Source organism: Agromyces chromiiresistens, from assembly GCF_029167465.1.
Lineage (GTDB): Bacteria > Actinomycetota > Actinomycetes > Actinomycetales > Microbacteriaceae > Agromyces > Agromyces chromiiresistens.
Map to the genome: position 1 here is coordinate 240,859 of NZ_JARFNL010000001.1, position 24,706 is coordinate 265,564.

General features: G+C 72.3%; 22 protein-coding genes. 10 read left to right on the top strand and 12 right to left on the bottom strand.

Going from position 1 to position 24,706, the window contains the following annotated elements:
* Positions 1 to 4: 4 nt before the first annotated feature.
* Positions 5 to 763 (top strand): LLM class flavin-dependent oxidoreductase, encoded by a 759-nt coding sequence (locus PX701_RS01080; protein ID WP_231429714.1) that lies wholly within the window; start codon positions 5 to 7, stop codon positions 761 to 763.
* Between the two features lie 31 nt (positions 764 to 794).
* On the opposite strand, the gene PX701_RS01085 is transcribed toward PX701_RS01080, so the two are convergent.
* Positions 795 to 1,733, bottom strand: coding sequence for a capsular polysaccharide synthesis protein (locus PX701_RS01085; protein ID WP_275505223.1), 939 nt, complete (start codon positions 1,731 to 1,733; stop codon positions 795 to 797).
* Between the two features lie 126 nt (positions 1,734 to 1,859).
* Entirely contained in the window at positions 1,860 to 2,087 is a 228-nt protein-coding gene (locus tag PX701_RS01090) for a DUF3073 domain-containing protein (protein WP_231429716.1), read from the bottom strand.
* A gap of 180 nt (positions 2,088 to 2,267) precedes the next feature.
* Between PX701_RS01090 and PX701_RS01095 the strand changes: the two genes are divergently transcribed.
* Positions 2,268 to 3,443, top strand: a complete 1,176-nt coding sequence (locus PX701_RS01095; protein WP_231429717.1) for an FAD-dependent oxidoreductase — start codon at positions 2,268 to 2,270, stop codon at positions 3,441 to 3,443.
* Between the two features lie 21 nt (positions 3,444 to 3,464).
* Here the strand turns inward: PX701_RS01095 and PX701_RS01100 are convergent, their stop codons facing one another.
* Positions 3,465 to 3,872, bottom strand: a complete 408-nt coding sequence (locus tag PX701_RS01100) for a DUF1801 domain-containing protein (protein WP_275505225.1) — start codon at positions 3,870 to 3,872, stop codon at positions 3,465 to 3,467.
* 9 nt (positions 3,873 to 3,881) lie between these two features.
* Positions 3,882 to 6,017, bottom strand: coding sequence for an APC family permease (locus PX701_RS01105; protein ID WP_231429719.1), 2,136 nt, complete (start codon positions 6,015 to 6,017; stop codon positions 3,882 to 3,884).
* Positions 6,018 to 6,108: 91 nt separating this feature from the next.
* On the opposite strand from PX701_RS01105, the gene PX701_RS01110 reads away from it, so the two are divergent.
* From PX701_RS01110 to PX701_RS01125, 4 genes are all read left to right on the top strand, one after another.
* Positions 6,109 to 6,723, top strand: coding sequence for a hypothetical protein (locus PX701_RS01110; RefSeq protein ID WP_231429720.1), 615 nt, complete (start codon positions 6,109 to 6,111; stop codon positions 6,721 to 6,723).
* Positions 6,724 to 6,831: 108 nt separating this feature from the next.
* Entirely contained in the window at positions 6,832 to 7,512 is a 681-nt protein-coding gene (locus tag PX701_RS01115) for a copper resistance CopC family protein (RefSeq protein ID WP_275505226.1), read from the top strand.
* A 19-nt stretch (positions 7,513 to 7,531) separates the two neighbouring features.
* Positions 7,532 to 8,065, top strand: coding sequence for a copper chaperone PCu(A)C (locus PX701_RS01120; RefSeq protein WP_231429722.1), 534 nt, complete (start codon positions 7,532 to 7,534; stop codon positions 8,063 to 8,065).
* On the top strand, positions 8,065 to 9,306 hold the full coding sequence (locus PX701_RS01125) for a Dyp-type peroxidase (protein WP_231429723.1): 1,242 nt from the start codon (positions 8,065 to 8,067) through the stop codon (positions 9,304 to 9,306). Before PX701_RS01120 ends, PX701_RS01125 begins: the two co-directional genes overlap by 1 nt.
* A 49-nt stretch (positions 9,307 to 9,355) precedes the next feature.
* On the opposite strand, the gene crcB is transcribed toward PX701_RS01125, so the two are convergent.
* Genes crcB through PX701_RS01150 form a run of 5 tightly spaced genes read right to left on the bottom strand, consistent with a single transcriptional unit; the run spans position 9,356 to position 12,280 of the window.
* Entirely contained in the window at positions 9,356 to 9,736 is a 381-nt protein-coding gene (gene crcB / locus PX701_RS01130) for a fluoride efflux transporter CrcB (RefSeq protein WP_231429724.1), read from the bottom strand.
* Complete coding sequence (locus PX701_RS01135; protein WP_231429725.1) at positions 9,733 to 10,152, bottom strand: FluC/FEX family fluoride channel; 420 nt, start codon at positions 10,150 to 10,152, stop codon at positions 9,733 to 9,735. Before PX701_RS01135 ends, crcB begins: the two co-directional genes overlap by 4 nt.
* Positions 10,153 to 10,161: 9 nt before the next feature.
* Positions 10,162 to 10,674 carry a GNAT family N-acetyltransferase gene (locus PX701_RS01140; RefSeq protein ID WP_231429726.1) on the bottom strand — a complete coding sequence of 171 codons (513 nt, stop codon included), beginning with the start codon at positions 10,672 to 10,674 and terminating at the stop codon, positions 10,162 to 10,164.
* Between the two features lie 50 nt (positions 10,675 to 10,724).
* Positions 10,725 to 11,360: a PadR family transcriptional regulator gene (locus tag PX701_RS01145; protein ID WP_275505227.1), complete on the bottom strand. Its 636-nt coding sequence runs from the start codon at positions 11,358 to 11,360 to the stop codon at positions 10,725 to 10,727.
* Positions 11,357 to 12,280 (bottom strand): DUF4097 family beta strand repeat-containing protein, encoded by a 924-nt coding sequence (locus PX701_RS01150; RefSeq protein ID WP_231429728.1) that lies wholly within the window; start codon positions 12,278 to 12,280, stop codon positions 11,357 to 11,359. The genes PX701_RS01145 and PX701_RS01150 overlap by 4 nt, the downstream gene beginning before the upstream one ends.
* A 219-nt stretch (positions 12,281 to 12,499) precedes the next feature.
* On the opposite strand from PX701_RS01150, the gene PX701_RS01155 reads away from it, so the two are divergent.
* The gene (locus PX701_RS01155; RefSeq protein WP_275505228.1) at positions 12,500 to 13,258 is read left to right on the top strand and encodes a MerR family transcriptional regulator; all 759 of its coding nucleotides are present in this window, start codon (positions 12,500 to 12,502) and stop codon (positions 13,256 to 13,258) included.
* 130 nt (positions 13,259 to 13,388) lie between these two features.
* Here PX701_RS01155 and yczE read toward each other — a convergent pair whose 3' ends face one another.
* A complete protein-coding gene (gene yczE, locus PX701_RS01160) occupies positions 13,389 to 14,036 on the bottom strand; it encodes a membrane protein YczE (protein ID WP_275505569.1) in 648 nt (215 codons plus the stop codon).
* Positions 14,037 to 14,098: 62 nt separating this feature from the next.
* Here yczE and yczR point away from each other — a divergent pair, with 62 nt between their 5' ends.
* Positions 14,099 to 15,562 carry a MocR-like transcription factor YczR gene (gene yczR, locus PX701_RS01165; protein WP_275505229.1) on the top strand — a complete coding sequence of 488 codons (1,464 nt, stop codon included), beginning with the start codon at positions 14,099 to 14,101 and terminating at the stop codon, positions 15,560 to 15,562.
* 121 nt (positions 15,563 to 15,683) lie between these two features.
* Positions 15,684 to 18,053 (top strand): esterase-like activity of phytase family protein, encoded by a 2,370-nt coding sequence (locus PX701_RS01170; protein ID WP_275505230.1) that lies wholly within the window; start codon positions 15,684 to 15,686, stop codon positions 18,051 to 18,053.
* Between the two features lie 266 nt (positions 18,054 to 18,319).
* Here the strand turns inward: PX701_RS01170 and PX701_RS01175 are convergent, their stop codons facing one another.
* Together PX701_RS01175 and PX701_RS01180 are read right to left on the bottom strand one after the other, a co-directional pair.
* Complete coding sequence (locus PX701_RS01175; RefSeq protein ID WP_275505232.1) at positions 18,320 to 19,876, bottom strand: chaplin family protein; 1,557 nt, start codon at positions 19,874 to 19,876, stop codon at positions 18,320 to 18,322.
* 101 nt (positions 19,877 to 19,977) lie between these two features.
* The gene (locus tag PX701_RS01180) at positions 19,978 to 21,111 is read right to left on the bottom strand and encodes a hypothetical protein (protein WP_275505233.1); all 1,134 of its coding nucleotides are present in this window, start codon (positions 21,109 to 21,111) and stop codon (positions 19,978 to 19,980) included.
* A 143-nt stretch (positions 21,112 to 21,254) separates the two neighbouring features.
* Here PX701_RS01180 and PX701_RS01185 point away from each other — a divergent pair, with 143 nt between their 5' ends.
* Positions 21,255 to 24,677 carry an efflux RND transporter permease subunit gene (locus PX701_RS01185; RefSeq protein ID WP_275505234.1) on the top strand — a complete coding sequence of 1,141 codons (3,423 nt, stop codon included), beginning with the start codon at positions 21,255 to 21,257 and terminating at the stop codon, positions 24,675 to 24,677.
* Positions 24,678 to 24,706 lie beyond the last annotated feature (29 nt).

Sequence of the window (24,706 nt, forward strand, 5' to 3'; positions counted from 1 at the left end):
CGACATGCGCACGCCCGTCTCGATCGGCATCACGAGCCTCACCCCGCTCGAGACGGTGCGCGCGCTCGCGCCGCGCGTCGAGCGGCTCGGCTTCCACGCGCTGTGGATCAACGACCTGCCGGGCGGTGACTCGCTCGACGGTCTCCGGGCGGCGGCGTCGGTCACCGAGCGCATCGGCCTCGCGACCGGCGTGATCCCGCTCGACCGCCGGCCGGCCGGCACGCTCGTGCTCGGCGGCATCCCCGCAGACCGGCTCGTGCTCGGCGTCGGGTCCGGGCGCGCCGAGCGACCCCTCGCGCTCGTCGAGCAGGGGATCGCGGCGCTGCGCGACGCGACCGAGGCGGCGATCGTCGTCGGGGCGCTCGGCCCGCGCATGCGGCGGCTGGCCGCCGAGCGCGGAGACGGGGCGCTCTTCAACTGGCTCACCCCCGACGCCGCGGCCACGACGACCGCCGAGCTGCACGACGCCGGCGGAGCCCGCTCGGTGCGCGGCATCCTCTACACGCGCACGACGGTCGACGATGCCGCACGCCCCGCGCTCGAGCGCGAGGCCGCCGCGTACGAGGGCTTCCCGGCCTATGCGGCGAACTTCGCCCGGCTCGGCTTCCGCGCGATCGACGCGACGATCGGCGACCCCGACGCGCTCGCCGCGTACGAGGGCGCGCCCGACGAGCTCGTGCTGCGCGCGATCACGCCGTCGAACGCGCTCGACGAGCTCGAGCGCTTCGTCGAGACGACCGCCGCGTGGGTGCGCTCGGCGTGAGCCGCGCCGAGCGATCGCCCGTGCGGGCGGCTCAGTCGGCGAGGCCGTGCTCGAGCAGCCGCTCGAGCACGGAGCCGGGCGGCACCGCGTCGTACTTGTAGCTCAGTTTCTGCAGCGGAGACACGTCGAGGATCTGGCGCACGACTCCGGGTCGCCAGGGCTGCATCATCTCGAGCTGCAGCAGGTGCGCTGCCGTCGACGAGAGCGTGGGCACGGCGTCCCACTGCCCACGAGCCTCGGGCACGAGTACCTGCAGCACCTCGAAGACGCGGTGGTAGAGGAAGTAGTCGGGCAGGTCGTCGTTCGCCGCCCACCACGCGTCGAGGGCGAGGCGCTGCAGTGCGATGATCGGGGTCGCCGGATGCGAGGCGATGAACCAGTTGCCGATCTGCCGCCGCGTCCACCGCGGGAACACCGTGCCGGCGCGCAGGCACCGCCGCAGCTCGTCGTCGAGCGGACGATCGACCCAGGCCGTCGCGTCGACCCAGACCCCGCCGTGCTCGGCGAGCACGGCGGTGCGCACGTAGTCCGAGAAATGGGCGGGCCGGTCGTGCTCGAGGAGTGCGGCGACGCGGTCGGGAATCTCGACGAGGTCACGAGCGGAGTCGCCGTCGAGCACGCGCAGTGAGGGATGCACCCGCCGCAGCTGGGCGATGCACGCCCGCACGAGCGGCGGGGCGGTCTCGACCGGTGCATTCCAGTAGGTGTACACCCGGTCGGTCGGCATGGCGATCCCCCCGTACGTGCGGGCGGCGCGACGCGCACGCCAGCGCGCCCACCTCGGCGGCGTCGACGGCAGGCCGGCGGCACGGCGGAGGTCGGCGAGCTGCGGCGCGAGCAGGCGCACGACCCGTGCGTACGCCGCGTAGGCGGCGGCGAGGTCGAGTGTGTCCTCGAACCGCTTCGAACGCTCGAGCTGCGCGCGCAGGCCCGCGACCACGCGATCGGTGCTGCGGTGGGCGGCGGCCATGCGTCGAGGGTATCGGTGCGCAAGCGCCGTCGTCGGTTCCTGCTGCAGGCGCACCGACGAACGGGAGCGCGCGCTCAGCAGGAGCGGCGGAGGTTCGCGGGGAGCGTGTCTTCGACGGAGCGACGATCAGGCGCGCTGTTCGCGCTGCTCGTCGTCGGCGTAGGTGTCGTCGTCAGCGTACGTGTCGTCGTCATCGTCGGCATACTCTGCCCACTTCGACGCCTCATCGCTGTACTCGTCATGCTGCGAGCCGGTGAGCTCGCGCTCAAGCGCGTTGTAGTCGGTGTTGGGGCTGAAGTACTTCAGCTCCCGAGCGACCTTGGTGTGCTTGGCTTTCTGACGGCCGCGCCCCATGCGTGACCCCCTTACGACATCTGGCCGGGTGGGATGGTCTTCACCCGGCGCTCCCTTGAGAAATTCGTCCAGCCGCCAGTTTAGCACCGCCGAAGACGCCGATCGCCGGTCTCCACAGCCTGCCGATCGCGCTCGGGCGACGTGCTGCGAGCACACAGCAAGACATGCTGAGATTGTCAGGTGACGACGAGCCCCGAACGCGTGAAGGTGGTCGTGATCGGTGCCGGCCAGGCCGGGCTCTCGGTCGCGTACTACCTGCGTCGATTCGAGCTCGTCGCCGGGCAGGACTTCGTGATGCTCGACCGCGCGCCCGGCCCCGGCGGCGCATGGCAGCACCGCTGGTCGTCGCTCAGGCTCGGCACCGCGCATCGCGTGAACGACCTGCCGGGCATGGCCGAACTCGGCCTCAGCTTCGACACGGCCGACCGGGCACTGCCCGCGAAGGACGTGGTCGCCGACTACTACGGCCGGTTCGAGCAGCACTTCGACCTGCAGGTGCGACGCCCGATGAACGTGCGCTCGGTGTCGAACGAGGGCGCCGACCTGCTCGTGCGCTACGAGGACCTCAGCCCCCAGCCCGTCGAGGAGCTCACGACGCGCGGCCTCTTCGGCCGACGCCGCAAGACGTTCTCGGCGCCCGCCACGCCCACCATGCCGCAGCACGCGCTCGCGACGCAGTTCCTCGTGAACGCGACCGGCACGTGGGGCTCGCCGTTCGTGCCGTTCTACCCGGGCATGGGCGAGTTCGAGGGACGCCACGTGCACACCTCCGACTTCACCGACGCCGAGGACTTCCGCGACCAGCACGTCGTCGTCGTCGGCGGCGGCACGAGCGCGATCGGCTTCATGCTCGAGCTCGAGGATGTCGCGGCCGGGCTCACCTGGGTCTCCCGGCGCCCGATCGACTGGATCGACCGGCAGGAGCTCGACCTCGAGGGCGCATCGGCCGCCGTCGCCATGCAGGACGAGGCTGCCCGCTCCGGGCGGGCGCTGCCCTCGATCGTGAGCGGAACGGGCGTGCCGAAGAGCCGCCGCATCGCCGCGGGGATCGAGCGCGGACTCCTCGTCGCGCGCCCGATGTTCGACCGCATCGAGGGCGACCGCGTCGTCTGGGACGGCGAGCAGCAGGGGTCGGCGCGCGCCGACGCGATCATCTGGGCCACGGGGTTCCGGCCCGAGCTGCGGCACCTCGCGCCGCTCAAGCTGCGCGAGAAGGCCGGCGGAGTGACGGTGGGGCAGGGTGCGGCGTGGAGCGACCCGCGCGTGTTCCTCGCCGGCTACGGACCGCAGGCCTCGACGATCGGTGCCAGCCGGGCCGGGCGCATGATCGCCCGCCAGATCATGGCGATGCTGTAGCGAGGAGCGAGCCCTCGCTGCTCAACCGGCGGAGCGGACGGCGAAGTCGTACGATTCGCGCACCAGGTCGGTCAGCACGTCGAGATCGACGACCGCGAGATCCTTGAGGTAGAGGCATCCCACCCCGGTGGTGTGCGGCCCGAGGCGCTCGAGCAGTTCGGAGTCCTCCGCGAACCCCGGCAGCAGGTACACCGTCGACGCAGCCTTGCGCGGTGAGAACGCGGCCGCGGGCGTGACGCCCTCGCGACCGCTGTCGTACCGGTAGTGGTACTCGCCGAAGCCCACGATCGACGGGCCCCACATGTACGCCTCTTCGCCGGTCACGCGCTGCATGAGGGCGAGCAGGGTGTCGGCGTCGCGCCGGCGCACGCGATGCGTCACCGAGTCGAGGAACACCTCCACCGGGACATCCGTGCGACCGGTCGCCATGCCGTGAGCCTACCGCCCGCGCTTGCCCGTCGTCTCGGCGATCGGCCGGCGCGGCACCGCCCGCACCGGCTCGCCGCGGCGGTCCTGGCCGGGCAGGGGGCGCGAACGGCGGCCGTAGATGAGGTCGGACGAGTCCAGTAGCCACGGCACGAGGGCGATCGTGACGCCGTGCACGAGCATGAGCTTCTGCCGGATGCGCCGGGCCTTGTGGTTGTGGAGGATGTTCTCCCACCAGTGGCCGACGATGTACTGCGGCATGTACACGGTCACGACCTCGGAGCCGTGCTCCTCGCGATGCTGCTTGATGTGCTGGATCAGCGGGTGGCTGAGATCGCGGTAGGGCGACGACAGGATGCGCAGCTTGACGTGGATGTTCATCTTCACCCAGTCCTTCTTCAGCTGCTTCGTCTGCGCGTCGTCGAGCGAGACGTGCACCGCCTCGATCGAGTCGTGCCGGGCGGCGATGGCGTAGTCGAGCGCCTTGAGGGTCGGCTTCTGCATGCGGCCGACGAGCACGATCGCGTGGTCGCCCGAGGCGCCGAACGTCGTGGTCGGGTCGACCTCGACCTCCTTCTCGACGTCGCGGTAGTACCGGTGCACGCCCATCATGAGGATGAACAGGATCGGCATCATGAGGAACACCATCCACGCGCCGTGCGTGAACTTCGTGATCGTGACGACGACGAGGACGACCGCGGTGAGCGTGGCGCCGAACGTGTTGATGCACAGCGAGCGGATGATCGCGCCGCGGGTCATCGGGCGGTGGTCGTCGTCGGCGGGGCCGGGGCGACCCGGCTTGGCCGCCTTCTGCTTCGCGGCGCCGGCCGCGCTCGCGCCGGTCCGTGCGCGGCCCGCGCGCAGGAGGCCGATCCAGTGCCGCACCATGCCGCTCTGGCCGAGCGTGAACGACACGAACACGCCGATGATGTAGAGCTGGATGAGCAGTGTCAGGTTGGCCTGGAACGCGACGAGGATGACCATCGCGGCGAGGCCGAGGATGATGACGCCGTTCGAGTAGATGAGGCGGTCGCCGCGCGTCGAGAGCGACTTCGGCGCGTAGCCGTCGCGGGCGAGCACGGAGCCGAGCAGCGGGAATCCGTTGAACGCGGTGTTCGCCGCGAGCAGCAGCACGAGGGCGGCGGCGGCCTGCACGACGAAGAAGAGGATCGAGTCGTTGCCGAACACCGCGGCGGCGATCTGCGCGATGAGGCTCGGCTGCGGCGCGGTCAGGCAGTCGTTCCAGCCGATGAGGTCGCACGGGTCCTCGGCGTAGTGCACGCCGGAGACGAGCGCGAGGGCCGTGAGGCCGACGAACATCACGATCGCGAGCCCGACCATGAGCGAGAGCGTCTTCTGCGCGTTGCGCACCTTGGGTGCGCGGAACGCGGGCACGCCGTTGGCGACGGCCTCGACGCCGGTCAGCGCGGAACAGCCGCTCGCGAACGAGCGGAGCAGCAGCAGGATGATCGCGGCCTGCGTGAGGTCCTCGCCCTCGACCGAGTACTGCGACGACTCGGCCACGGGCGGGTTGCCCATCGCGATCTGCACGAGCCCGGTGCCGACGAGCAGCAGCACGCTCGCCGCGAAGAAGTAGGTGGGCACCGCGAAGGCCTTGCCCGACTCGCTCACGCCGCGGAGGTTCATCGCGGCGAGGATGATGACGAACACGACCGCGAGCTCGACCCGCCACGGGTTGAGCGCCGGGAAGGCGGAGATGATGTTGTCGACGCCAGATGCGACCGACACGACGACGGTCATGACGTAGTCGACGAGCAGGGCCGAGGCCACAACGAGCCCGGCCTTCTCGCCGAGGTTCTTGTGCGCGACCTCGTAGTCGCCGCCGCCCGAGGGGTACGCGCGGATCAGCTGGCGGTAGCTCAGTGCGACCGTGGCCATGAGCAGCACGACCACCGCGGCGACCCACGGCGCGAAGGCCAGGAACGCGAGGCCGCCGACCGTGAGCACCATGAGGAGCTCCTGCGGCGCGTACGCGACCGACGACAGGGCGTCGCTCGCGAACACCGGCAGGGCGATGCGCTTGGGGAGGAGCTGCCCCTCGAGCTTCTCGGTGGGCAGGGGGTCGCCGATGATCCAGTGCTTCGGCGACTTCAGTTCGGCAGGCGGCTCGCCCGCGTCGTTCGTCACGGCGGATGACACTACACCTGCGCGCGTGCATGTCAAGTCGGCTTGCTAGACTCGAGGCGCATTTCTTCCATCGAGCCCGGGGAGCCCCGACGTGAATCGTGCGACGCAGCTCGCGCGCGGTGCTGCGACCGCCTCGGTGGCCCTCTTCCTCGCGGCCTTCTCGCACGGGGTCGCCGGCGGTGAGGCGCCCGGCTCGGTCGGGCTCGCGCTCGCGGCGATCGTCGCGCTCGGCGCCTCGGTCGCCTTCGTCGGCCGGCGAACGACGCCCGTGCGCACGGCGCTCGCCGTGATCGCGAGCCAGGCGGCCTTCCACCTCCTCTTCGGCGTCGGCTCGGGCCCCGCATCGGGCGAATTCGTCACCACGGGCGGCGGCCACCACGCCACGATGGCCTTCGTCGAGTCGGCCGGCGCCGCCTCGACCGCGGCGCACGACGGGCACGGCGCCGCCATGCTCATCGGGCACGCGCTCGCCGCGGTCGCCACGATCGTCTACCTGCTCGTGCTCGAGCGCACGGCCTGGTCGGCGCTCGCGACGGCGACCCGCCGCTTCGCGCTCGTGTTCGCCGGTCGTGCCGGCGAGCCGGTCGCGATCATCGCCCCGCCGACGCCGCGCCTCGCGACCCTCGTTCCGCCCGCACTGCGCTCGCGCCTGCGCTTCGCGGCACTCCGCTATCGCGGCCCGCCGCTCCTCCCCGCCTTCGCGTGAACCCTCCGCCCTCGGGGCGGAACCATCGAAGACTCCGGATGCCTCGCGCCGACGATCGGCGCACGCATCGATGCATGCCGTCCGGAGCATGAGGAGAAGGACTCCCGAATGCACACCACTTCCATCGCGCTCCGTCGCACCACGAACCCCCTGCGCACCGTCGTCGTCGCGGCGACCGCGCTCACCTTCGCGGGCGCGCTCGCGCTCTCGGGCGGCACCGCCGCCCTCGCCCACGACGAGCTCGTCGGCTCGACCCCCGAGAACGGACAGGTGCTCGAGACGCCGCCCGCCGAGGTCTCGCTGCAGTTCTCGGACGACATCATCGAGGTCGGCACCGCCGTCGAGGTCGTCGACCACCACGGCGAGGAGGTCGAGGTCGGCGAGCCCGTGATCGACGGGCCGAACGTCACCGCGACGCTGCCGGCCGACCTCGAGGGCGAGTACCAGGTGCGCTGGCGCGCAGTGTCGAGCGACGGCCACCCGATCGAGGGCACGATCGACTTCGGCGTGGGCGCCGACGCGACGGGCACCTGGACCGAGGAGGCGCCGCACGACGCTCCCGCGGCCGACGAGGACGACCACGGCGACCACGGCGACGAGGGCGACCACGCCGACGACGCCGACGACGCCGCGGCGAACGGTCCCGACGGATGGGCCGTCGCGGGCTTCATCGTCGGCGGGCTCGGCATCATCGCGCTCATCGTCGCGATCATCGTGAGCGCGCGCCGCAAGAGCGCAGGCCCGGGTGCCGGCGACGGCCCGGCCTCCGGCACCGGCACCGACGCCTGACCGGGCGGGAGCGATCGAGATGCGTTCCACCGCGATCACCCCTGCCCTCGGAGCGGCGTTGGCCGCGCTGCTCCTCCTGTCCGGCTGCAGCACGGTCACCGGCGGCTCCGCCGATCCCGACGCCCGGGTCGCGGCGGCCGCTCCCGGCGCGTCGTCGGTGGTCGTCGAGGAGGCCTGGATCAAGGCCGCCGACGACGGCATGACCGCACTCTTCGGCGACGTCGTCAACGGCGGCGACGGCGACCTGGTGCTCGTCGGCGCCGTGACCGACGCCGCCGAGTCGGCCGAACTGCACGAGACGGTCGGATCCGACGGCGCCATGCTGATGCGCGAGAAGGACGGCGGCTTCCCGATCCCCGCCGGCGAGACCCTGACGCTCGAGCCGGGCGCCGACCACGTGATGCTCATGGGCCTCGGCGGACCGCTGCTCGCGGGCGACGAGGTCACGGTGACCCTCGAGTTCGATGACGGTTCGACGCTCGAGGTCACGGCGCCCGTCAAGGACTACGCGGGCGCGAACGAGCAGTACGACGACGGACACGGGTCGGACTGATGGCCGGCGAACCCGGCGGTTCCGGGTTCTCGCGGCGGCACCTCCTCTTCGGGGGCGCCGCCGCGGCCGGAGCCGGCGCCGCTGCGGTGCTCGGCGCCCAGGCGTTGGCCGGCGCGCTCGCCCCCACGGAGGACGGCACGGCGGCGTCGGCGCGAGGGGTGGGTGCGACGGCGGTCGGCGACGCCCTCGTCCCCTTCCACGGTGCGCACCAGGCCGGCGTCGAGACCCCGCCGCAAACGCATGCCCGCTTCATCGCGCTCGATCTCCGCTCCGACGTCGACGCTGCGGCCCTGCGGCGGATGCTGCGCGTGCTCAGCGACGACGCAGCACGGGTCACGCAGGGCCGAGCGCCGCTGGCCGACTCCGAACCGGAACTCGCGCTCGCACCGGCGCGGCTGACGGTGACGTTCGGGTTCGGCCCAGGGCTCGTGGCCCGCGCCGGCGGCATCGCACCCGACTGGCTCCGCCCCCTGCCGCCCTTCGGCGTCGACCGTCTGCGCCCGGAGTGGAGCGACGGCGACCTGCTGATCCACCTCGGTGCCGACGATCCGGTCACCGTGGCCCACGCCGCCCGGATGCTGCTGAAGGATGCGCGCTCGTTCGCGAACGTGCGCTGGTCGCAGCAGGGCTTCCGCAGGGCGGCCGGGGCCGAGGCCTCCGGATCGACGATGCGCAACCTGTTCGGACAGCTCGACGGCACCGTCAATCCGGTGCCCGGGAGCGCCGACTTCGACGAGCTCGTCTGGTCGAATGGCGGTCCCGGCTGGATGGCGGGCGGCACGTCCCTCGTGCTGCGGCGCATCGCGATGGACCTGGACGGCTGGGATCGGGTCGACCGCCCGGGCCGGGAGGCCGCGGTCGGTCGACGCCTCCGCGACGGGGCGCCGCTCACCGGTGCACGCGAGCACGACGAGCCCGATTTCGCAGCGTTGACCCCGGTCGGCTTCCCCGTCATCGCGGACTACTCGCACCTGCGGCGCTCGCGCAGCGACGTCCCGGGGGAGCGGATCTTCCGTCGTGGGTACAACTACGACGAGGCACCCGCCGGCGGCGCCGTCTCGGACGCGGGGCTGCTGTTCGCCTCGTACCAGGCCGACGTCGATCGCCAGTTCGTGCCGATCCAGCGCCGCCTCGACGAGCTCGACCTGCTCAACGAGTGGACGACGCCCGTGGGCTCGGCGGTGTTCGCGATCCCGCCGGGCTGCGGCCCCGACGGGTACGTGGGGGACTCGCTCGTCTGACGACGAGCACGATGGATGTCGCGGCCCGGGTCGCGGCATCCGCCGCCCGTCACCGGAACGCGAGGTACATGCCGGCCGCGGCCGCGAGGCCGACGGCGAGGGTGACGACGACGTTGAGCACGGCCGCCCGCCACCGGCCGCCCGAGACCAGTTCGATCGTCTCGACGCTCCAGGTGCTGAACGTCGTGAGGCCGCCGCAGAATCCCGTCACGAGGATGAGCCGCAGGTCGCCGTCGAGCGCGGCGCGCTCCGCGAGGCCGATGAGCGCGCCGGCGACGCCCGAGCCGACGACGTTGACGATCAGGATGCCGCCGGGGAGGTGCCCGGGCCGCACCGGCAGCGCGCGCGAGAGCGCGTAGCGCGCGACGGCCCCGACCGCGCCCGCCACGAGCACGGCCGTGACGACGATCGGGCTGAGCGAGCCGGTCACAGCGTCGCCCCGTCGTCGCTGACCTCGTGCGGCATCGGACGGTGCGCGAGGTGCGAGCCCAGCTCGAGCCCGAGTGCGGCGAGGCCGATCCCGCCGACGACCGAGGCCAGGAGGTAGCCCGCGCCGACCCAGAACGCGCCGTCGCTCGTCAGCACGACGACGGCCGCCATCACGGCCGACAGCGTGGTGAACGAGCCGAGCACCCCCGATCCGAGGCCCGCCTTGAGCCACATGGGCGTCGCCGGCCTCGTCCAGAGGCCCCCGACGAGCCAGCCGAGCGCGAACGTGCCGGCGAGGTTGATGACGAGCGTCTCGAGGGGGAATGCACCCGCGGGCGGTGCGAACGCGAGGTCGAAGGCGAGGCGGAGGCCGGTTCCGATGAGGCCGCCGACGGCGACCGCGAGATACGCGCGCACCCCTGAAGGCTACGCCGCGCCGGGCGGGACGAGCGTCGCGACCCAGTCGTTGGTGCGGAGCACGCCGCCGCCCGTCTCGAAGTCCGCTTCACCGAGCAGGGTGAACCCCGCCTTGCGGCACACGGCGTTCGACGCGGGGTTGTCGACGCTCGGGTAGGCGTGCACGGGCAGCGTCTCGCCGGCGGCGCGGGCGAACTCGAGCATGGCGATGACGGCGGCCGGGGCGATGCCGCGCCCGCGGTACCGGGCCTCGACCGACCAGCCGCTCTCGAGCGCCGGCTCGCCGTGCCACTCGTGCTGCCAGTAGCCGACCATGCCGACGCCCTCGGGGTGCCCGGGGATCGTGATGCGGAACTGCTGCCCCGTGCCGTCGCGCGCGAGCGCGAGATAGCGGGCGTGCCGCGAGACGACCTGCTCGTCGGTCTCGACGCCGCCGACCCAGTCCATCAGCTCGGGGGTGTTCGCCCGACGGAGCAGCCCGAGGTCGCCCTCGGACCACGGATGCACCTCGACGTCGTCCATGCGACCATCGAACCACCGGCCGCCGACAGCGACGACGGCCGGCACCGGGCTCAGCGGTCGAGTGCCGCGAGCACGTCGGCGCGCACCTGCGCGAGCCGCGCCTTCAGCAGGGTGACCGCCTCATGGGGCACGTGGTCGGCCTGCGTGCGGGTGCGAAGGTCGGTGCGCACCTGACGACGGAACTCGTTGAGCACGAGCTCGGCCTCCTGCAGCGCGCGCCGCGACTCCACCTGGGCGTCGACCGTCGCCGTCCGGGCACTCTCGGCGGTCGCCTTCGCCGCGTCCTTCGCCGAGCGCTTCGCGTCGCGGGCGGCGCTCGCGAGCTCGGCGCGCAGCGAGCGCATCGCGTCGTTGACCTCGGCGCGCACGCCGTCGGCGAGGCGACGGATCGAGTCGGTCACCTCGTCCTCGATCGCGTCGAGTTCGGGGCGGCGGGCCTCGAGCTCGGTGCGCCCGGCGTCGGTGATCTCGTAGACCGACTTGCGGCCGTCGCTCGTCTTCGTGACGAGCCCCTCCTCCTCGAGCTTCGACAGGCGCGGGTAGATCGTGCCGGCGCTCGGCGAGTAGGTGCCGCCGAATCGGTCGGAGAGGGCCTGGATCAGCTCGTAGCCGTGCCGCGGCTGCTCGTCGAGGAGCGCCAGCAGGTAGAGCCGCAGGCTGCCATGGGCGAACACGGGCGGGGTCACGCGGCGCCCCCGACCTCGGTGCGGGACGACTCGTCGTCGGCGCCCGCACCGGAACCGGAGCCGGAGCCGGAGCCGGTCGCTGCGTCGCCGGCCGCGCCGGAGGCATCCCCGGGGACGGGCTCGCGTCGCATGACCGAGATCGACCCCGAGACGCTGTTCGCGCCGAAGTCGAGCCAGCGCCCGGCGAGCTCGCCGGTCACCCGCTCGAAGCCCTTGCCGAGCACGCCCTTCATCGTCACGTCGTCGATGAGCACGGTGCCGCCGACGGTGTTGACGCGATACCGGGCCCCGGCCCCGGCGTCGAAGCGCACGGTGAGGTCGCCCGAGACGGTGTTCGTGTCGATGCGGCTCGGGGTGCCGTGCGCGTCGACGATCATGTTGCCCGCGACGGTGTCGGCATTGAAGACCGTGATCGCGCCGGTGGCGATGATGTCGCCCGACACGGAGTGCGCCGTGACCCGGCCGGTGTGGTTGCCGACCGAGAGCTCGCCCGACACGGTCGAGAGCTCGAGGTCGCCGTCGTGGTCGTCGACCACGAGCTCGCCCGAGACGGTGCTGAGCTTGGCGTCGCCGTCGAAGCCGGAGACGAGCGCGTCGCCCGACACGACGCCGAGCTTCACCAGCGCCGTGCGCGGCGCGAGGATCGACACGTCGGCCTTGGCGTTGTTCGCCCAGCCCTTGAAGGCATCGATGAAGTTGTCCCAGCGCAGCTGCGGGTGGTCGATCTCGAGGGCGTCGCCGTCGATCGTCACGAGCAGGTCCTTGCCGGTCACGCTCGAGACCTCGATGCGGGCGCCTGGCTCGTCGTGGGCGATGAGGTCGACCTTGCCGCCGATGAGGCTGACCTTGAGCTTGCGGACGAGTTCGAGGTCGATGACCCGCGATTCGCCCGGGGTGATGACCCACTTCTCGATCGTCATGTCGTGCTCCTTCTGTGCGGGCGGAGTGCCGCGAGGCATCCGGCCCTGAAATCCGGGGTTTCGCGATATATCGCGTCTTGATGTGCAACACGATATATCGCGTTCCTGAGAATCTCAACCTGTTTCGTTTGACCTTGACGCTACGTCAAGTTCTACGGTGGAACCCGTACCGGCAACGGTGCAGCACGACACGAACCGAACGCGAGAGGAGGCGGCGCCGTGGACTGGTCGATCCAGGAGATCGCGAAGCTCGCCGGCACGACGAGCCGCACCCTGCGGCACTACGACGACATCGGCCTGCTCGAACCGAGCCGCGTGGCCGGCAACGGCTACCGCCATTACGACGAGCGCGCACTCGTGCGCCTGCAGCGCATCCTGCTGCTGCGCGAGCTCGGGCTCGGACTGCCGGCCATCGGCGAGGTGCTCGAGGGCGACGCCGACGAGGCGCATGCGCTCGGCGCGCACCTCGACTGGCTCCGGCAGGAGCAGGGCCGGCTGGCGCGTCAGATCGCGTCGGTCGAGAAGACCATCGAGGCATTGGAAGGAGGTGAACGACTCATGGCAGACGAGATGTTCGACGGCTTCGACCACACCCGGTACAAGGAGGAGGTCGAAGAGCGCTGGGGCAAGGAGGCGTACGCGAGCGGTGACCGCTGGTGGCGCGGCCTCGGCGAGGCCGGCCGGCGCGAGTGGAAGGCTCGCGCCGAGGCGCTCGGTCGCGACTGGATCGCGGCGGCGGAGTCGGGCGTGCAGCCCGGCGGCCCCGAGGGGCAGGCGCTCGCGAAGCGCCACGTCGAGTGGCTGACCGGCATTCCCGGCACGCCCGCGGCGGCGCCCGGCGGCGACGTCAAGGCGTACGTGATCGGCCTCGGCGAGATGTACGTGGCCGACCCGCGCTTCGGCGTGAACTACGGCGGTCCGCACGGCGCCGAGTTCGTGCGCGACGCGCTGCGGGCGTACGCCGAGCGCGAGCTCTAGGGGCTGGGCGGTCGAGGAGGCGCGCGGCGCCGCATCGACACCACCCGCGTGGTCTCGATGCGCTTCGCCCCTCGACCGACGATGGTCGCTGCGGCCTCCGAGGTGTCCCGGCCTCGGAGGCCGCAGCCGTCTAGTCCGCCGCGGCGGTCACGGGGGTCGCGGCGGTCCCGGTGCCGACGGCATCGGTTCGGGGCGTCCGCGCCTTCTCGGGCACCCGGAAGAGCGGCAGCGTGACGCCGCAGAGCGGCCCGATGAGCAGCGCGAACGCCACCGTTCCGAAGCCGACGTCGCCGCCGAGCAGCCAGCCGACGAGCAGCACGGTCACCTCGACGAGGGTGCGGCCGACCCAGATCGGCCAGCCCGTGCGGGCGTGGATGCCGGTCATGAGGCCGTCGCGCGGTCCCGGGCCGAAGCGGCTGCCGATGTAGAGGCCGCTCGCGACGGCGAGCAGCAGCAGGCCGCCCGCGAAGAGCAGGATGCGCTGCCACAGCTCGGGCGGCGTCTGGATGAACCACAGGCCGAGCTCGATGCTCGGGCCGATGAGCAGGATGTTGAGCACGGTCCCGGCGCCGGGGCGCTGGCGCAGCGGGATCCAGAGCAGCAGCACGAGCGCGCCGATGATGTTCGTGAGCCAGCCGATGCCGATGCCCGTGAGGTGCGAGAGCCCCTGGGCGAACACCGTCCACGGGTCGACCCCGAGCGCCGCGCGGATCATCATCGCGTCGGCGATGCCGTAGAGCACGAGTCCGATGAGCAGTTGGGGAATCCGGCGGGCCATAACATCCATCCAATTCGATGATTGGCCTTGACATCTATAGCCAATTCGTCTGAAGTGGCATTATGTCGGATGCTTCGCTGAGTGCCCGTGCCCTGCAGAACCTCCTCGGAGACTGGCGGGGCGGCCTTCCCGGCGCCGCGTACCTCGCGCTCGCCGACCGGGTTCGGCTGCTCGTGCTCGACGGGAGGGTGAGCGTCGACACCCGGCTGCCGGCCGAGCGAGAGCTCGCCGACCGGCTCGGCGTCAGCCGCACGACCGTCACCGCCGCGTACCGGCACCTGCGCGAGCAGGGCTACCTGCGGAGCCTGCGCGGGTCGGGGAGCGTCGCCCGCATCCCTGGAGCGCCCGCGGTGCTGCCGGTCCCACCTGCCGCCACGCACCTCGACCTGTCGAAGGCGGCGCCGCCCGCGCTGCCGTGGCTCGCCGAGGTGGCCCGCGACGCGGCCGACGAACTGCCTGCGCATCTCGGCGACTCGGGGTTCGACCCGATCGGCATGCCCGCCCTCCGCCAGGCGATCGCCGACCGCTACGGCGTGCGCGGACTGCCGACCCGGTCGGAGCAGATCATGGTGACGATCGGGGCGCAGCACGCCATCGGGCTGCTCGCGCGGGTGCTCGTCGGCCGGGGCGATCGCGCCGTGATCGAGGCGCCGACCTACCCGCACGCGTACGAGGCGCTGCAGCTCGCGGGCGCACGGCTCGTGCCCGTACCGGTCGCGCCCCACGACCCGCGGTTCGACGGCGGCGTCCCGCCGCACGGCGACGAGGTCGAGGCGCTCGAGCGCGCGCTCGCCCGTACCAACCCGTCGACGGCGTACCTCATGCCCGACTTCCAGAACCCCACCGGCCGCAGCCTCGACGCCGATGCGCGACGCCGGCTGCTCGACGTCGCCGCACGCCAGGGCACGGTCGTCATCGCCGACGAGACCACCGCCGAGCTCGACATCGACCGCGACCGCGCGCCGCTGCCGCTCGCGGCCTACGGGCCGCCCGGCACCGCGGTGCTCATCGGCTCCCTCGGCAAGACGGTGTGGGGCGGGGTGCGCATCGGCTGGATCCGTGCGGAGCCGCCGCTCATCCGCCGACTGCTCGCGGCCCGACTGCCGGGCGACCTCGGCACGCCGATCCTCGAGCAGCTCATCGCGACCCGGCTCATCGGGCGGATGGACGAGATCCTCGAGCTGCGCCGGTCCGAGCTCCGTGCGGGTCGCGATCGGGTCGAGACGCTCATCGCCGAGCTGTTCCCCGACTGGCGCGTGCCGCACGTCGACGGGGGCATCGCCGTCTGGATCGGCCTCGGTGCACCGATCAGCTCGCAGCTCGCGCTCGCGGCCCGGGCGCAGGGGCTGCTCATCGCCGCGGGTCCGCGATTCGGCATCGACGGGGCGTTCGAACGGTTCCTGCGTCTGCCGATCTGCCAGCCGGTGGCCGAGACCGAGGCCGCCGTGCACGCACTGCGCCGTGCCTGGGAGTCGATGCCCGGAGTCGCCGCGGCCGACGCCGGGCTGCTGCCCGCCGTCGTCTAGCTCGGGGCGCGCACCGGCCGTTCACGTACCGGTCACGATCGCGTCACCGGCGCGGAACCCCGGCGACAGCCGTCGGCGGGACTCTGGGCCCGACTCGCCCGTCGACCCCAGGAGCCCCCTCATGCCCGCACGCCCGCTGTCCCTCGCCGCATTCGCGGTGGCATCCGTCGTCGCCGGGTGCGCGCTCGCCGCCCCAGCCGTCGCCGCGCCCCGCTCGAACGACACCGCGACCGCCGCGACCGCCGCCGACCGCGAGGAGACCGCGGGCCCCGGCTTCTCGCGGACCGCGACCTACCCCGTCTTCCAGAACGCGCCCGCGGGCGTCGATCCGGCCGAAGCCGCCGTCGCCGAGATCTCGGCCGTCTCGGACGACGGCCGCACGGTCGTCTACACCGACGCCCTCGGCAAGCGCATCGGCTTCGTCGACCTCGGCGACCCCGAGCACCCGGTCGGCACCGGCACCGTCGAGCTCGCCGAGCTCGGCCACGCCGACGACCAGCCCACCTCGGTCGCGATCGTCGGCGACCGCGTGCTCGTCGTGATCGACGAGACGGGCGGCGACTTCCCGAACCCGCGCGGCCGTCTCGACGTGCTCGACCTCACGACCCGCGAGCGGCTCGCCTCGATCGACCTCGGCGGCCAGCCCGACTCCATCGCCGTCTCTCCCGACCGCAGGACCGCCGCGATCGCGATCGAGAACCAGCGCGACGAGGAGCTCGAGGTCGACGGCGTCGAGGGCGGCCTGCCGCAGGCGCCCGGCGGCTTCGTGCAGACCGTGAAGCTCACCCCGGCGAAGCCGTCGAGCTGGAAGGCCCGGCCGGTCGCGTTCGACGATCGCTGGGCGAAGGCGGCCTTCGCCGCGGCCGGCGTGTACGCCCCGGGCGACCCCGAGCCCGAGTACGTCGCGTTCTCGCCGTCGGGACAGCTCGCCGTCACCCTCCAGGAGAACAACGCCGTCGCGATCGTCGACGTGCAGAGCCGCCGGGTCACGGGCGCCTTCTCGGCCGGCACCGTGACCGGATCGGGCTTCGACGTCAAGAAGGACAAGAAGGTCGACGCGACCGGGTCGATCACCGACGTGCCGCGCGAGCCCGATGCGATCGCCTGGGTCGACGACCGGCACGTCGCGACCGCCAACGAGGGCGACCTGCGCGGCGGCACCCGCGGCTGGTCGGTGTTCGACGTGCGCACGGGCGACGTGGTCTGGGACGCGGGCTACTCGTTCGAGCAGCTCGCGATCTCGCGCGGGCTCTACAACGACGACCGGGCCGGCAAGAAGGGCCCGGAGCCCGAGGGCCTCGCGGTCGCGACGATCCGAGGCATCCGCTACGGGTTCGTCGCGAGCGAGCGCTCGAACTTCGTCGCCGTCTACGACCTCACCGAGCCCGCAGCGCCGCGCTTCGTGCAGACGCTCTTCTCGACGAACGGCCCAGAGGGCATCCTTCCGGTGCCCTCGCGCGACCTCCTCGTCGTCTCGAGCGAGACCGACGCCGCCTCGGTCTCGGTGCGTGCGAGCGTCAACGTGTACCGGTTCGGCGACGAGGCGGCGCGGCCGTCCGTCGTGAGCGGCGACGACGCGAACGGCCGGGCGATCGGCTGGCTCGCGCTGGGCGCGCTGTCGGCCAAGCCCGGTGACGCGTCGGCGATCTACGCCGCGAGCGACAACGCGCTCAGCCCGTCGACGATCTTCACGGTGGATGTCGCGGCCGAGCCCGCACGCGTCACCGACCGGCTCGTCGTCACGAAGGGCGGCGCCCCGCAGGCGCTCGACGTCGAGGGCGTGTACGCCCGCCCCCAGGGCGGGTTCTGGCTCGCGAACGAGGGCGCGACGGGAGCCGCGAACTCGCTCGTGCGCACCGACGGCGCAGGCGCCGTCGTCGAGACCGTCGCGCTGCCCGCCGATATCGCGGCGCACGTCGGCAAGTGGGGCTTCGAGGGCGTCACCGCCACGACCGATGCCGCGGGCGCCGAGGTCGTCTTCGTCGCCCTGCAACGTCCGTTGTGGGCCGACCCGGCGGCGGCGGCGGGCCCGATCGACGGCGAGGGCGTGACCCGCATCGGGCGCTACGACACCGCATCGAAGACGTGGACCTGGTTCGGCTACCGGCTCGAGCAGACCTCGGTCGCCGGGGACTGGCTCGGCCTCTCGGAGATCGTGGCGGTCGACGCCGACACGCTCGCCGTCATCGAGCGCGACAAGCTCAACGGTCCGGCGGCGGCGGTCAAGCGCGTCTCCACCGTCGAGGTCGGCGGCGTCGCCGGGGTGGCCGGCGTCGGAGCGCCCGGCGAACTGCCGGTGCTCGAGAAGTCGCTCGCGGTCGACGTGCTGCCGGCGCTCCGGGCCGGCAACGGCTGGACGCAGGAGAAGCTCGAGGGGCTCACGATCGGGGCCGACGGCGACGTCTACGCCGTGACCGACAACGACGGGCTCAAGGATGCCACGGGCGAGACGGTCTTCCTCCGCCTCGGCGCAGCCGGCGACCTGTTCTGAGCCCGTCTTCGGGCAGGTGACGGCGGCCCGGGCCTCGCGGCTCGGGCCGCCGTCGTTCGTGTTGCTTCCCCCTGATTTCCCCTTCGCATCCATGAGGGTGCGGGGCGACGTGCGACTGCGAAACGCACGCCGCCCCGACCCGGCCACGCCATGGACGAGCGCGGCCGGCCGTGCCGCACGGGTCTGAGGCACGGAGTCGTTCGACCGGCACGACCCGCTGAGCCGGTCGGGGCCCGGCGCCGGCAGGGCGGCGCCGGGATGACCCGCTATCGGCGCAGCGTGGACCGCCGCACCGTGAACCGACGCAGTCCGACGAGCACGAGGCCGGCCGTCAGCGCGAGCGCTGCGAGGCCGAGCGCCGAGACGTCGGCGCCCGTCGAGGCGAGCGCGCCGTCGCCGGCCGCGATCACCATGTCACCGTCGGAGGCGACCGAAGAGCCGTCAGAACCGTCGTCGGAGCCGCCGTTCGAACCGTCACCGGGGTCGGTGGGGTTCGTCGGGTCCGTGGGGTCCGTGGGGTCGGTCGGGTCGGTCGGGTCGGTCGGGTCGGTCGGGTCCGTCGGGTCCGTCGGGTCGGTCGGGTCCGTCGGGTCCGTCGGGTCGGTCGGGTCCGTCGGGTCGACGATGGTCGTCGAGCCGTCCGTCTCGCTGTCGCCGATCACCGAGATCGCGTTGCCGCCGATCGTGATGGGCAGGGACAGGTCAGGCAGCAGCTGTGTTCCCCCGAGCAGCCCGCCGTCACCGTCCGTCGTCGCCGAACCGCCCCCGGTTCCCGGCAGAACGACCGTCTCTGCATTCGTCGACGTGGAGTCGCCGATGCCCGAGATCGCATTGCCGCCGATCGTGATCGGCAGATCGAGCGCCGGCAGCACCTGCGTGCCGCCGAGGATCGAGTCCTCGCCGGACGTCGTCGCCTCGCCCGAGCCGCCCCCGGTGAGCACCGCGGTGGTCGCATCCGACGAGGTCGAGTCGCCGATCACCGAGATCGCGTTGCCGCCGACGGTGATCGGTGCATCGAGCGAGGGCAGCACCTGCGTGCCGCCGAGCAGGCTGTCCTCACCCGACGTCACCGCCTCGCCCGTGCCGGAGCCCGACCCGCCCGTGCCCACTTCGGTCACGGCGTCGCTCGACGACGAGTCGCCGATGCCCGAGATCGCGTTGCCGCCGACCGTGATCGGCAGATCCAGGTCGCCGAGGATCTGGGTGCCGCCGAGCAGGCTGTCCTCGCCCGACGTCACCGCCTCGCCGGCGCCCTCGTCCGAGCCGCCGGCCTCGGTCGCCACCGCGGTCGTCGCGTCGCTCGACGACGAGTCGCCGACGACCGAGATCGCGTTGCCGCTCACGGTGACCGGCACGTCGACGTCGACGAGCCCCTGGGTGCCGCCCAGCAGCGAGTCGTCGCCACTGGTCTCGGCGCTGCCCGCTTCGCTCGCACCGTCGTCGGTCGCGACCTCGGTGGTCGCATCCGACGACGACGAGTCGCCGATCACCGAGATCGCGTTGCCGCCCACGGTCACCGGGATGTCAACGTCGATGAGCGCCTGGCTGCCCGACCCGATGCCGTCGTCGCCGGAGGTGACGGCGACCGGTTCGGCGTCAGCGGTCGAGACCTCCGTCGCGGCATCCGACGACGACGAGTCGCCGATGAGCGAGATCGCGTTGCCGCCGATCGTCACGGGAAGGTCGATCGAGATCCCCGCCTGGGTTCCCGATGCGATGCCGTCGTCGCCACCCGTGTCCGCGTGGGCGACGCCGGCCCCGAGGAGCGTGAGCCCCCCGGCGAAGAGGGTCGCGTACAGCGCCCTCAATGCCATTCTCTTCATGATCCAGTCCTCCTGACTGATGGGTGATTTCGCTCCCGGGCAGGGAGCGATGACCGTGTCCGCGGGGGCACGCAGGCGCGTGCGAGCGGACCGGTCCCCGGTCAGTCAGGGGTGGAATCGGTGTCGTACACCGGCGACGACGGCAGCTCGTCGTCGACGGAGTGGAGCACGATCGACGTGAGTGCGTCGAGTTCGAGAGCGGCGTAGGCCGTGTCGGCGGCGCTCGACGCGCCGCCCGAGCCCGCGCCGGAAGCGCCCGAGCCGGAACCGGCTCCGCCGGAGCCGCCGGCAGGCGGTGTCGCCACGGGTGAATGGTCGCCGGGCGGGGCTCCGCCGCCACCCGGCAGTGCGGCGCCGGAACCGAGGCCGCCCACCGTCTCGGCGACCCGTCCGGACCCCTCGGGTCCGAGTGCGATGCCCGACGAGGGCACCGCAGCCGATGCGCCGGGAACCACGGGCGCCAGCGGCGCGTTCGGCGCCTGAACGCCCGGTGTGCCGGGCTGCTCGCCGGGAACACCCGGGTCGACCCCCGGGATGCCCGGGCCAGCCGAACCGCCGTCGCCCGGAAGCACGGGGATCGAGGGGATCTCGGGGATGACGCCGGTGCCGTCGGTCGGCAGCTCGCCGGGCGTGCCGACGACCGTGCCGAGGGTGTCGTCGACCGCGCCGACGACGGGGTCGAGGACGCCTCCGACGGTGTCGTCGCCGAGCAGGCCGCCGACGATCGGGAGCGATCCGACGAGTCCGTCGACAGCACCGGTGACAGGGGTCGTGATCGAGCCGACGGTGTCGCCGCCGGCGATGTCGGAGACCGTGCCCGTGACCTCGTTGACGACCGTTCCGACGGTGCCGTTTCCGGTGCTGACCACGTCATTCGTGGTGTCGGTGACGGTGTCGACGACGTTCGGAACGACCGCTTCGACGACGTCGCCGACAGGTGCCGGGGCGACGTCGACGACGGGCTCGACGAGCTGGTTCACCGGCTCGGTGACCGCGTCGACGACCCCGCCGAGCGTGTCGCCGACCGCACCGGTCGCATCGGTCACGCCGCCCACGAGCGAGGTCACGCCGCCGAGCAGTCCGCCCGGCTTCGACTCCTCGGCCGATGCGCTCGATGCGCTCGAGAAGAGCGAGAACGCGAGCCAGATCGCCGAGCACACGAGGGCCAGGAGGCCATATCGAAAAAGCGCAGCGCGGAGCCACGGCACCTGCCGCTCGGCAACCGCTGTGGCCATGGCCCACCACCTCACGTCGAGCGCCACCTTACCGAGGGTGCTCGACGCGTGACGACCCCCGTTCGGGGGTCAATCGGATCTTCTTCACCTCGAATTCGACACTCGGTGACATCCGTCGTCGACCCTGCTGCGAGAATCGAGCAATGCACCTGCTCGCTGCGCTCAGCATGAAGAACCGCGCCCTCATCGCGCTCGTCACGATCGTGGTCGCGATCTTCGGCGGCATCTCGCTCACGAGCCTCAAGCAGGAGCTCGCGCCCTCGATCGAGTTCCCGCAGTTGTCGATCGTCTCCAGCTATCCGGGCGCTTCACCCGATGTCGTCAACAACGACGTGTCGACGCCCATCGAGACCGCGATCCAGGGCATCACGGGCCTCGAGTCGACCTCGACGACGAGCTCGACCGGACTCAGCCGGGTCACGGCGAGCTTCACGTACGGCACCGACCTCGCGTTCGCCGAGCAGAAGCTGCTCTCGGCGGTCAACCGCATCCAGAACCAGTTGCCCGACGACGTCGACCCGCAGGTCATCGCGCTCTCGCTCGACGACTTCCCCGTGCTGCAGATCGCGGTCACCGGCGCCGACGACGTCAGCGCCCTCTCCGACGAGATCGAGCGCACGACGCTCGGCGAGATCACCGACGTCGACGGCGTCCGCGACGCGACCCTCGTGGGCGAGATCGGCCAGCGCGTCACGATCACGCCCGACCCCGAGAAGCTCGCCGCCCACGGCCTGACGCAGCAGGCGATCCGCGACGCGCTCGCCCAGAACGGCCTGCTCGTGCCGGCCGGCACGATCACCGAGGGCGACTCGACCTTCGCGGTGCAGACGGGCACCCGCATCGGCAGCGTCGACGAGATCGCGGCGCTGCCGGTGCTCGGCGCGACCGAGGTGCAGGTGCCGGACGACTCGGAGTTCGGGCCCGACGACGTCACGACGCCGCCGACCGACGGTGGAGACGGTCTCGCCGACGGCACCGACGTCGTGCGCGTGCCCGTCGCGGCGACCATCGCGGATGTCTCGACCGTCGCCCTGACCGACAACCCCGTGACGAGCATCTCGCGCGTGAACGGCGAGCCGGCCCTCACCATCTCGGTCACGAAGCTCCCGGCCGCGAACACGGTCGAGGTGTCGAACGCGGTGACGGCGCTGCTGCCCGACCTCGAGGCGTCGCTCGACACGACCAACCCGGGGGCGACGTTCACCGTCGTCTTCGACCAGGCGCCCTACATCGAGCAGTCGATCGAGTCGCTCGCGACCGAGGGACTGCTCGGCCTCGCCTTCGCGGTCCTCGTCATCCTGATCTTCCTGATGTCGGTGCGGGCGACCCTCGTCACCGCGATCTCGATCCCCACGTCGGTGCTCATCACCTTCATCGGCCTGCAGGTCGCCGACTACACGCTCAACATCCTCACGCTCGGCGCGCTCACGATCGCGATCGGGCGCGTGGTCGACGACTCGATCGTCGTCATCGAGAACATCAAGCGGCACCTCGTCGAGGGCGTCGACAAGGCTTCGACCATCGTGCGCGCCGTGCGCGAGGTCGCCGGCGCGATCACCGCGTCGACGATCACGACCGTCGCCGTCTTCCTGCCGATCGCGCTCGTCGAGGGCGTGACGGGCGAGCTGTTCCGGCCGTTCTCGCTCACGGTCACGATCGCCCTGCTCGCGTCGCTGCTCGTCTCGCTCACGATCGTGCCCGTGCTCGCGTACTGGTTCCTGAAGCCCGCGAAGCTGCGCAAGGTCGAGGGCCCCGAAGACACCGCCGACGAGGCGGAGCTCGAGGCCGAGGAGGCCGCCGCCGCATTCGTCGACGACGTGTGGCTCGCACCCGAGCTGCGAGACGAGAGCGGCGCGACCGGGCTGCCCGTCTCGCGCCCGTCGGGCGTCGCGACGGCCGAGCGGGCCGCCGCCGAGGCATCCCCCTCGGTCGCCCACCCGGTGGTCGACGAGCTCGAGCACCCGTCGCGGCTGCAGCGCGGTTACCTGCCGATCATCGCCTGGACGCTCAAGCACGGCGTCGTCACGATCATCATCGCGGTGCTCGTGCTCGCGGGCACGGTCGCGATGACGCCGCTCATGAAGACCAACTTCCTCGGGTCGAGCGGGCAGAACACGTTCCGCGTGTCGCAGGAGCTGCCCGTCGGCACGAGCCTCGATGCGCTCGACGCGGCGTCGAAGCCGGTCGAGCAGGTGCTGCGCGACACCGATGGCGTCGAGACCGTGCAGACCTCGATCGGCACCGGTTCCAACCCGCTCGCCGCGGCGTTCGGCGGCGGCGGCGCGAACGTGACCTACTCCGTCACGACCGACGACGACGCCGACCAGGACGCCCTGCAGGCCGAGGTGCGCGACGAGCTCGACGGGCTCGACGCCGACGAGGTGGGCGAGGTCTCGCTCGCCGCATCGAGCGGCTTCGGCGCCTCGAACGACATCGAGGTCGACATCACCGCCTCGAACGCGGAGGACCTGCAGGACGCGACCGACGCGGTCGTCGACGAGCTCGACGGCGTCGACTCGGTGTCGCAGGTCACGTCGAACCTCTCCGAGTCGCGCCCGTACGTGGCGGTCGAGGTGAACCGGGCGGATGCCGCGGCGGCCGGCTACTCCGAGGTCGCGCTCGGCGGGCTCGTGTCGGCGGCGATGCAGCCGCAGAGCGCCGGATCGGTCGTGATCGACGAGAAGACGCTGACGATCTACCTCGCGAGCGAGAACCCGCCGGTCACCGTCGAGGAGCTCTCGGCGCTCGAGGTGCCGACCCCGGCCGGCGTCGTGCGCCTCGACACCCTCGCGACGGTCGAGCAGGTCGAGGGTCCCGCCTCGGTCACGACCGTGCAGGGGCTGCGCAGCTCGACCGTGTCGGCCACTCCCGCCGGCGACGACCTCGGCACGGCGTCGGGTCAGGTGCAGGCGGCCGTGAACACGGTCGACCTGCCCGAGGGAACGACGGCGTCGATCGGCGGCGTCACCGCCGACCAGCAGGAGTCGTTCTCGCAGCTCGGCCTCGCGCTGCTCGCGGCGATCCTCATCGTCTACATCGTCATGGTCGCGACGTTCCGCTCGCTGCTGCAGCCGCTGCTGCTGCTCGTCTCGGTGCCGTTCGCGGCCACGGGCGCGATCGCACTGCAGGTCGTCACGGGCATCCCGCTCGGCGTCGCCTCGCTCGTCGGCGTGCTCATGCTCGTCGGCATCGTCGTCACGAACGCGATCGTGCTGGTCGACCTCGTGAACCAGTACCGCGACCGCGGCATGAACGTGCGCGACGCGCTCATGCACGGTGCGTCGCGTCGTCTGCGCCCGATCCTGATGACGGCGCTCGCGACGATCTTCGCGCTGCTGCCCATGGCGCTCGGCATCACCGGTCACGGCGGGTTCATCTCGCAGCCGCTCGCGATCGTCGTGATCGGCGGCCTCCTGTCGTCGACGCTGCTCACGCTCGTCGTGCTGCCCGTGCTCTACGACCTCGTCGAGGGCGGTCGCGAGCGCCGGCGGGCGAGGAAGGCGGCCAAGGCGGCGGGTGCGGGAGCGACGCCGGCGGCTCCCGAGGTCGCCGCGCCGGCCGAGTAGGCGCGGAGCCCCCGCTGCGGGGATCGATG